The sequence below is a fragment of the uncultured Methanobrevibacter sp. genome (assembly GCF_947169325.1).
In the GTDB taxonomy this organism is placed as follows: domain Archaea; phylum Methanobacteriota; class Methanobacteria; order Methanobacteriales; family Methanobacteriaceae; genus Methanocatella.
In genome coordinates this window covers 18,125-28,772 of record NZ_CAMVPN010000023.1, presented here as the reverse complement: position 1 = coordinate 28,772, position 10,648 = coordinate 18,125, and the positions used below count along the sequence as shown (strand labels likewise).

The following is a 10,648-nucleotide window of genomic DNA, read 5'->3' as shown; positions in this document are numbered from 1 at the left end:
GCTGAACCCCTTGTCCAATAATTCTTCTGGGGTAGGTATTGTTGGTATCATCATTATATCACTCTAAATATCAGTTGCTTATATGCTTTCTCTCTCAACCTTTCTATACTATAGTTTAGATTTGGCAGGTTAATTAAATTTGTGGGTAAGGTTGTGATATTTCAGTTGGTATATTATTTTGTTTATATAATGAGCATAATAAAAATATATTAAATTTATTTTGAAAATTATATTTAAAATGAATAACATAAATTATTATTAACATATTACTAAATGAGTGGTTTCAATGAAAATTATATCCTGGAATGTTAACGGACTTAAATCAATAATTGAGAAAGGTTTTTTAGAAGAGATAATATCTCAAGACCCTGATATATTATGTTTGCAAGAAGTCAAGTCAACTGAAATACCTGAGATTGAAAATTACATTTCTTACAACTATCCTGCATCTGAACTGGTTAACCTATATGGAACAGCTATTTATACCAAAGTCGAACCTCTTTCTGTTAGAAAAGGTTTTGGAGATAAGGAGTTTGATTCTGAAGGTAGAGTTGTCAGAATGGAGTTTGAAAACTTTTATCTGTATAATGTCTATTGCCCATCCGGTGCCAGCTCACCTGAAAGACTTGATCGAAAATACAGATTCTATGATGAGTTAACAAAATATGTTTACAAATCAAACAAGCCATCAATAATCTGCGGAGACTTCAACAGAATATCTGCTGAGATTGATGCTAAAAATCCTAAGAACATCAAAGGCAAATCAGGGTTCTTGCCAGAAGAACAGGAATGGTTTAAGGAAATCTTAACCAAATATGTTGATGCATTTAGAAAGTTCCATTCCGAAGGAGACAATTTTTCATGGTGGCCAAACAGGAAAGGATTTAGGGAGGAAAACAAAGGATATAGATTTGACTACTTCTTAGTGTCAAACACTTTTGAAAATACTTTGACTGACTCATATATTCTAAAAGACCAAATGGGTTCAGACCATGCACCAATCGTATTAGAATTAAATTCCTGCTCAGTATGTGGCACAGTCAATAATAACGATAATGAATTCTGTTACCAATGTGGAATTAAAATAATTGAAACAGAAGATGAAGAAGAGGAAGTCCGTGAAGACAAATTGGAAATTCCTAAAGATAAAATAATCCTCTTGGATTTGAATTATACATTAATAGCTAACTCAAAAGAAATAAGAACAATGCCTTTGGATAAAAAAATTAAATCCCAAAAATACGAAACAGATTTAATTAATTTGATTAAAGACAATTACGTTATTTTAATAACTGCAAGTCCTTATAGAAGATCCTATAAAATCCTTAGAGACATTAAAGAGAAAACCGGTTTCGAGCCAGATGAATCATTCTGGAACTTCGGCCGTCAACCACCAGCATTAAAGAAATACTGGATGGAAAATGAAGTCATACCACAACACGGAGACGACGGGGACAAATATCTAGCTATTGAATCCAATCCAGCAACCCGAAGAATGTATAAGAAATTAGGAATTGAAGCAAGGCCTAAAGGAGATTTTATTTAGATAATTCATATAGTAACATTTACTTCTAGTCAAAGTAATCCTCATCGTAATATCCTCTATCCTCACTATAGTCAAAGTTTAAATCATCTCCACCATCATCATAATCATCATCATAATTACCTTTCCAATTTGAACGGGTTGAAACTTTAGATTCACTTTTTTTATTTACAGTTTTTGGGGAATCATTTCGAGGATTGTACTCATTACTGGTTTTATTTACATTTCCACCATTTAATTTTGTTTCGTATTTGTCTATTAGTATAGGTTGTGAATTGTTATTTACTTTTTTATATATGTTGAAAATAGCTGATAGTGCTAAATCGCAAACATGCTCATCAGCTCCATCATTTATTTCGTTAACTCTTTTGAAAAACATTCTATCTTCATCAGAGATAACAAATGAATTAGAAATAACTTGTATAATCTTTTTAATTTCAATTAGCATCATTTCAAATTCGTCTTCCTGATAAAGGGCATGAGCACAGTCAAGGGTTCTATAAATTACGTAGTTAATATCATTTTCAGTTCTGATATTATTTTTTGTTTCCTGTAAGAATTTCTTAAACAAATCATTTAAAGGAGTGTTTTTAGATTTTTGAGATTCAATTGAAGATATGTCTTCTGAAACTTGTTTTCCTGTTCTTAAAAATTCTAAAAAATGAATAATCCTTTCATCAACAATTATATCACTGAATGCAATAGGTTTTGTTAAATATAAATTCTCTAATTTTTTAATACGAGTTAAAGCAACGTATAATTGTCCTGAAGCAAAAATATTACTTTCCAAATCAAGAAGCATTGAATCAAAAGTCTGTCCTTGGGATTTATGTATAGTAAAAGCATAACCTAATTTCAAAGGATATTGTATCACACTTTGGATGAATGGCTTTTTACGCCTTAAAGAATGTTGAAGAGGGTCATAAACCATTTCATATTTATAGTCTTTTGCGCTTTGTGCATTAAGGCCTACATGAACTATTTCATTGTTCTTTTCTAATTCAACTAAAATCATGTCAAAGGTCTTATCTTCATATTTGTTATATTCTTTTTGCTTATCGATTATAGTGCCGAAATCTCCATTCTTAGCTCCTCCTCTAACTGAACCAGTTAACATAACATATGCGCCAATTTTGAATCTTAAAAGCGGATCAAATTTAGATGGAACTTCAACAGGATAATACATTGTAGTGTCTAAGTTTAGATTAGTTTCATCATAATCAAATTCAAGATAATTATCAGAATCTAATTCCTTGATTTTAAAATGAGCTTTTGAAATGAATGTTTCTCCTGAAATTTCATTTAATTTCATAGTATTTATTTTAATAGCTTGTGCATTAGATGGAGTTATTGCTTTAGCATGTTCGGGGATTTCATCTCGAGGAACAACCCTATTATTGATTTTTTTCAATACAGGGATGATTTTATTTACTTTTGGAGGTTCACGGAACATATCCAACATAGTTGCCCAATCAGAATCATCTTTATGTCTCACTGATTCATTTAATTCATAAAATTTAATTTCTGAAAGATTATCTTGAATTATGTGGCTATTGAAAAAGTAAACTCCACCATATTCCCTTTGCAGATATTTGAATGTGTCCTCTGATTCAACTATTGGTGGTAATTGGAATAAATCACCAACTAAAATCATTTTAATTCCACCAAATGGTGAATTATCTTTTAATGCAGTTGAAAGTACTTTATGTATCATTTCCATTACGTCTGCTCGAACCATAGAAACTTCATCAATAACAAAAATCTTTTTAAAATAAACTTTGCTTAGAAAGTTATCATTTCTAACATGATTATATTCTTGAGGGTTCTGAAATCCTTCTTCAATAGCATCGAACTCATTATAAAAGAAAGAGTGTATAGTTTTAGCATCATTTCCATAAACTTGTTTTGCTAGATTAGTAGGGCATAAAATTTCATCTACACCCAATAATTTTTGGAGTTCTTGTATGAGATAAGATTTCCCACTGCCGGCTTTTCCCTGTATAAATGTAATTGGTGCAAGATTATCACACAATTCATTAGCAACTCTTTGCTGTTCAGTAGTTAATCCCTCATTGTTTTCTTCATCAAACTCAATTACGCTTGCTTCAGTTTCTGCAGCAGACAATCCATTTTCATTACCCATATTAATCCCACCTGCTTCTTTTATACTTGGATTTCGACTATGATAACTTTGACCATTTGTATAATTGTTTTCTCTATAATATTTTTTTTCTTGCTCGTATTCATTTAATAAGTCGGATTCATATAACTCATTGACTTCCTCAAATAAGTCAAAATAATTAATTTTATGAAATTCAGAATTATGATAATTATAAAAATAAAATATTTTACTTTTAAATTCCCAATGAGTATATCCTGCTAATTCACAATAGTCATCAGCAAGATCTCTAAGTGTCACTCCAGGCAAATAGTTAGGTGAATCTAATTGTGAATCTAAAATTTGTGAATCTAATGCATCAGTTAATTCTTTTTGTGTTGTAATTTCGCCATTTCTAATTTTTTTACTGATTTCTTTATTTTTCGATTCACCAATTTGTTTTAAATGATTCAATAAATTGTATGTTGTAAATTCTGATTTTATTTTAATAATCTCTGCATCATGAAAAGCTAATTCTCTTAATATCCTGTTTTCTTCATCCAAATAATATTGGCCCATATAATTATCCAAATTAATCATACATTCATTAAATTTTTGATGTATATTTGCTAACTCAATATTTTTTTTATTTAAAGCTTCCTTATGGTATTTGTAATTTGATTTATTAATATTGTGATTAAATTCATCAATTAATTCATTAAAATTAGGCACAGGATAATCAGTAAATTCATAATATTTTTCTCTTAGTATTTTTCTTTCTTCATCAGTAATGCATTCAGTCCTAGAATTCAACTCTTGTTTAAATCGTTTTAAAGTTTTTTCTTTATTAAATTCATCAATTAAAGAATCTAAATCAATTGGATAGTAAATAGATTTATCATATTTTTTTCTTAGTTTTATTCTTTCATCATTAGTTATGTACCCAGTTTTAGAATTTAAATATTTTTTAAAATCTTCTTGAGCTTCTTTTCTGCATTTTCTTGAATATTCGATATTGGCGGCATCAACAGCTTTTTTAACTTTTTCATAATCCATATCATATTTAATCGCATACTTTTCTATTTCTGATTGTGGGATATTTCTAGTATTGAATCCATTTTTTTCCATATCCCTGAAAAAATCATCTTCAGTTAATTTTTCTGTTCCGGCTTCTTCTCGAATCACTTCTTTTTGCCATTCATACAAAGGTGCTCTAGCCATATTATCACCGACCTTTAGTCATTATAGATATTTGATAGTAATTTAGTAAAAAGTTATGTATTAATAAAAATAATAAAATGAGTACGAAAAATTAAATTTATTATATAATTTATATAAATAATATAATAAAAAATATAATAAAGATAACTTCAAAGTAAAACTTAAAATGTTATGGTGATTATATGGGAATTACTGATTACATTAAAACCAGATTACTGAACAATCGTGTGGAGCAGTACAATACCAAGCGCAGCTATTGGGGAGAAAATGAAAGACAGCCTAGAACTGATGGAATAAATACTGGCCTTGACTTGCCCGATGCACTTCCGCCAGTAATCAACAAGACAATAGCTAATGCGCGGTATGCTGTTAAACTTGACGGTTACACTTCAGGAATTTTAAAAAACCGTATCGATAAAGCTAATGTTAATATGGTGCTTGTAGATAAAGAAAACAGATTATCTCAAGAGCAGAAAATAACTTTAATTTTATGGGCAAGAAAAATCGACATCCGCCAAGTTGCTAAAGAAATCCTGCAAGGAGGAATGGTTGATGGAGAAGGTTTAATCAAACCAGTCGAGAGATGGGACAAATCCATAGGAAAATACATCAAGCCAATATTTCTTGAAATCGGTGCTCATGGCTATGGATTAAAAAAAGAATTCAATGACGATAATGAAGTGCAGCTATACCTGCATGAAATGCCCAAAGATGTTGTTAACGGATCTCATGAAGATTTCAACAACTTCATTAGCGTTGAAGAGGGAACATTAACAGTCAAATATGAACCAGAACAGGTAATCAACTTCATGTACAATGAAATATATTCAGAAGCCCAAAGCATTATCCTGAACTGTCTGGATGACATTTACCATAAATGCAACTTGGAGAGAAACCAAGTTGAAAGAATCAACAAGGACAATATCATTGAGGTTAAACCATCCATTGATGAAAACGGCCGCCCATATATTATGGAACTCTCATCAACCGCCAAAGAAAACTTATATGCTGATTATGGAACTACTGCTGATTCAAATGTGGCTATTGTGCCTCCTGGAATTGAATCCAAAATCTTAGGAGGTAACAACTATCAGTCCGACTATACTAGACAGACTGAAATCTTTAGAAATAATATTTTGAGAACATTCGTGACTCCTCAGTCTCAGGCAGGTAATGAAAGGTCAAATCAGAACGTTGCGGAATACATTAACGATTCAGCTATTACCGGATTTATTGTTAATGTTGCAAATGATCAGAAATGGGTGTTAAAGTATTGTAATCAATTGTTAAAAATCCTTAATTATTTAATTAAAAAAGGGTCAGTATTTGGTTTTCATTTTAGAGAATCAATATTGTGATACATGTAAGTAATATTAAATAAAGTATTTTAAATTTATTCAGGGATTGATGGATAATATAATTGTAATAAATAAAATATTGAAAACATATATATTAATAAAATTTAAAATGATAATTAGTTGAATTCATGAATTAAAGAGTATTCTTTTCTATTAATCATTAGTATTTATCAATTAATTATACATAATATCAATAGATGGAGTTAATTAAACAGTTATCAGAGAATAATTATTGGTGGAAATATGTTTAACTCAGATAAGCCAATATCTAATGAAAATGAAGATGAATTAAATAGAATGCCATTTGTTAAAAGATTATCAAAATCAATTTGTAATTATGATTCTCAAGATTGTTTGGTAATTGGTTTAATGGGGGAATGGGGGAGTGGTAAAACATCTATTCTAAATTTAACTTTTTCTGAAATTAAAAAAGAAAAAGATAATTGGATTTTCATTGATTTTAATCCATGGTATTTCTCTAATCAAGATAATTTAATATTACAGTTTTTCAATAGATTATTAAATGAACTTAAATTTTCTGATAATTTTACAAAAAAAGCTAAAGATATATTGTTTAAATTTATGAAAGGGATTTCTATTAATGTAAATTTAAAATTTTTATCATCAAATTTGGATTTAGATAAAGTTCTAAAACAGGAGGAGTTTAAAAAATTTAATTCATTTAAAGAAGATTTGTTTGATATTTTTTCGAATTTAAATTATAAAATCATTATTTCCATTGATAACATTGATAGATTAACTGATGATGAAATTCAACAAATATTCCTATTAGTTAAATCTTTAGCAGATTTTCCAAATGTAATTTATATTCTATCTTTTGACCAGAATATTGTTATTAAAACATTAAATAAATTACAATTATATTCTGGTGAAGATTACATTAAAAAAATTATTCAAATTGAAATATTGGTTCCTGAAATTACTCAATCAAGAAAAAATTCACTAATTTTTAACAGAGTTTATCCAATTTATGAAAAGTTTAGTAATGATTCTTTAATCCAATTAGATGATTTTAATGATATCTATTGGATGATTATTCCGTTTATTAAAAATATTAGAGATTTAAATAGACTTATTAATGTTTTTAATTTTTATTTATTTTCATTTAAAGATGAAATAAATATTAATGATTTTTTATTGTTATTAACTTTACAATTATTTGAAAGGGAATGTTATGATGAAATAAAAAATAATAAAAAATTTTTATTGGATTATGTTTCAATTCAAAGGCATGACCGTGATAAACAGAATGAAATGATTAATAATTTTTATAATGTTTTATGTAATGTTTCTAAAGTGGATAATAAGTCTTTGTTATCGTTATTAGTTTATATTTTGCCTATTTTTAATAGAATACAGATTCCTAATATCAGCTTAGATCACGATGGTATGGATGATAAAGAATTGAGATTATGCAGTAACAATCATTTTGATAAATATTTCACATTATCTCTTGAAGATGATGAGGTAAGTAATGCTTTAGTAAATCAAATTGTAAATTTAGATGATTCTAATGAAATATCTATCGAAATTAAATCATTGAATGAAGATGGAAAATCTTTATCATTATTCACTAAATTAATACATCAATCTAAAAATTTTGAAAAAGATCAAAGTAAAAATTTAATTCAAGCAATTTTTATAATTGCTGATGAAATAAATATTGATAATGGAACTATTTTTTCTGATAGTTATATCTATATTGAAAAGTTATTAGATACTCTATTTTATAATTTATCTTCTCCAGATTTATCTTTTAATCTAATTTGTGAATCAATTTCTAAAAATTTTAGTTTATACTCTATTTCTAGATTAATTTATGGAATTGAATGTGATTGGGGAGTATATGGCAATAAACAAAAGAATCAACAGGAGTTATATATTTCTAAAGAGGATGTGCTAAAACTTGAAAAAATAATTTATGAGAAAATTAAAGAATTAGCAAATAATAAACGGTTATTTGATTCTAATCATCTTTTGGAAATAATTCAATATTGGGAAATATGGGGCAATAAAGAGGAAATTGATGATTTTCTAGATTTAAATTCAATTTCAAGTGAAAATTTAGCCAAATTTTTAGTTAGTTCTATTAAAAGTTCTAAATCCATTAATCTATTAAATGGAATTTCAAGAAAACAATGGACTTTTGATTTTGAAAAATTAAAAAAATATTATGATTTTAAAAAGTTGATAAGTGTAATTGATGAATTTAAATTAAATACACGGGATAAGTCAACTCTAAATTTTTTTGATTTATTTTTAAAGGAGTTAAATCAATATTTGGGTAATTAATATTCCTGTGTTTACTATATTAAAAGTTAACTTATTCAAATATTTTATATGGATTAAATTTTGGATTAAAATAATTTAGGAATATATCTTTTAGGGGGATTATTTTTTTATAATTTAAATTTAATTCATCACAACATTTTTCAGCAAAGTTTGCTATTTGTTTATCATTATTATAGTTAATAATTGCAATATTTTTTAATAATTCTTCATCATTAAGTGAAATTAATGTTAATAAATGAGGATTATCTTTTAGGGTTTTGCATGCACAATGTAATGTATTATCATAGTATTCATTAAAAATCCAGTCATATATAAATGGTAATTCTGAATTTTCATATATTTTATTGTATTTATCACAGGTTAAATTTTCTAATTTAATTATCATTGAATTAAATGTTTTATATTCATTGTAACATAAACATTCATTAAATATTCCATGCTTATAATAAGAAGTTATTAGTATCTCTAAGTTATGTAATATGTTTTCTTTGATTAATTCAGTTATTGAAGGGTTAGAAAATGGATGTATTAAAGTTTTATCATGTTTTTCAATTAATGTCACATAATCATTTTTAATAGCATATTTTTTCAATTGGGATTCATATTTCTCTTTTTCTTTTTTATTTAAAATCACATAACGATTATAGAATCTCATAAATAATTTTTCATAAAACATCATATATCTTATAATTTTTTTGAAATAAAAATTTGATATCATGTTGCTTATCCATTTTTTTATATTTTCAGAAATATTTAATCCATCTCTAGTTTTATACTTATTAAATTTGTCAATTTCATTTAAATGATTCAAAAATAATAATACATTATAGTAATATGGATATAAAACTGGAAATATTTCATTGTTAAATAAAATTGTATCTAAAAAATAAGTTATTTCATCAGGGGATAGTTTACAAAAGGAATTAATTATTCTTGAAAAATCTTTATATTGTTCTTCTTTAGTTTTATGTTTAAAAAAGTATTTTTTTAATAAATTTTTCAATGATTTATATTTGATACAATCAATTATATATTCTGTTTCATTCCATTTGCCCATTGGAAATTTTTTAATATTACTAGTTTTTAATTGATGATTTTTTCTATTAATTTCCATTTGATATGCTGAAATTTCTCTATCTTCACAGATTTTTAATATTTTTTCTTTATTTTTGTTTGAAATATTTATTCCTAAATATATTGCTTGTGGTTTTGGTAATTTTAAAAAATAATCAGATTCTTTTTTAATTAATCCACTTAATTGAATATCATAATCTATTAAAATCCTCCATTCTTTTTCATATTTCCATTCAGTAGATTTTTTAAGTAATGTTTCATGTAATAATTTTTTCCCATTATCTTTAATATTCATTAATTCTTTTGTATAATCATAATTATCTTCATATTTAACTGGGTAACACCAGTTTGAAACATATTCTTCATTTGAATCTTTTATATTGTATTCAATACAAATCCCCGTATGATTATAAGCATAATGCGCCCACATTGGATTTATTGTATTTGTTTTTGAAAAACAAGTTAAATAAACTTCTTCTTTACGTTGTTTAATTATTTTTTTAATTGGATAATCAAAATATTTTTTGTTAATTTCCATAGATTTATTATAATGTTCTTCAATGGGAATTTCTTTATTTACCAATGAATCATTTTCGTAAATAAATTTATGTTGTTCTTTTTTTGGATTTTTACTAAATATAATCTGTTCAATCTGATTTTTATTTAATTTAGCTTTTTTGAAAAAATTTGGTAGGATTTCTTTGTAAAAGTAGTAATCATATAATATATCTTTGTCATAGAATATTTCTCCTTCATAAGGATCATTCAAAGTACTTGCTTTGGATAAAAAGATTAAATCAGTTTTTAATAAATCTAAAGTGTGATTATTATCATCAAAATATTTATATTTATATAATGAATTTGGAAAATGATTATTTTTTAATTCATGTGCTAATTTTATATTTCTTTTTTTTGAAGAAAACATTAATTCAAAATATTTGTCAATCCACATTGTGGTAATATTTATCATTAATAATTTAAATTATTTTATAAATTATTTGTCCTATTCAAAGTGAAGAGTGCTACAGAAAGTAGAGAAAA

General features: G+C 26.1%; 5 protein-coding genes. 3 read left to right on the top strand and 2 right to left on the bottom strand.

Features of this window, described 5'->3' with window-relative positions; all coding sequences use genetic code 11:
• Nucleotides 1-286 precede the first annotated feature (286 nt).
• Nucleotides 287-1,546 carry an exodeoxyribonuclease III gene (locus Q0W26_RS05075; protein WP_298523101.1) on the top strand — a complete coding sequence of 420 codons (1,260 nt, stop codon included), beginning with the start codon at nt 287-289 and terminating at the stop codon, nt 1,544-1,546.
• A 25-nt stretch (nt 1,547-1,571) separates the two neighbouring features.
• Here Q0W26_RS05075 and Q0W26_RS05070 read toward each other — a convergent pair whose 3' ends face one another.
• Complete coding sequence (locus tag Q0W26_RS05070) at nt 1,572-4,862, bottom strand: ATP-dependent RecD-like DNA helicase (RefSeq protein ID WP_298523099.1); 3,291 nt, start codon at nt 4,860-4,862, stop codon at nt 1,572-1,574.
• A gap of 182 nt (nt 4,863-5,044) precedes the next feature.
• Between Q0W26_RS05070 and Q0W26_RS05065 the strand changes: the two genes are divergently transcribed.
• Nucleotides 5,045-6,220 carry a hypothetical protein gene (locus tag Q0W26_RS05065; protein WP_298523097.1) on the top strand — a complete coding sequence of 392 codons (1,176 nt, stop codon included), beginning with the start codon at nt 5,045-5,047 and terminating at the stop codon, nt 6,218-6,220.
• 243 nt (nt 6,221-6,463) lie between these two features.
• Nucleotides 6,464-8,533 (top strand): P-loop NTPase fold protein, encoded by a 2,070-nt coding sequence (locus Q0W26_RS05060; RefSeq protein ID WP_298523095.1) that lies wholly within the window; start codon nt 6,464-6,466, stop codon nt 8,531-8,533.
• Nucleotides 8,534-8,564: 31 nt separating this feature from the next.
• Here the strand turns inward: Q0W26_RS05060 and Q0W26_RS05055 are convergent, their stop codons facing one another.
• Complete coding sequence (locus tag Q0W26_RS05055) at nt 8,565-10,559, bottom strand: DUF2971 domain-containing protein (protein WP_298523093.1); 1,995 nt, start codon at nt 10,557-10,559, stop codon at nt 8,565-8,567.
• Between the last annotated feature and the right edge of the window lie 89 nt (nt 10,560-10,648).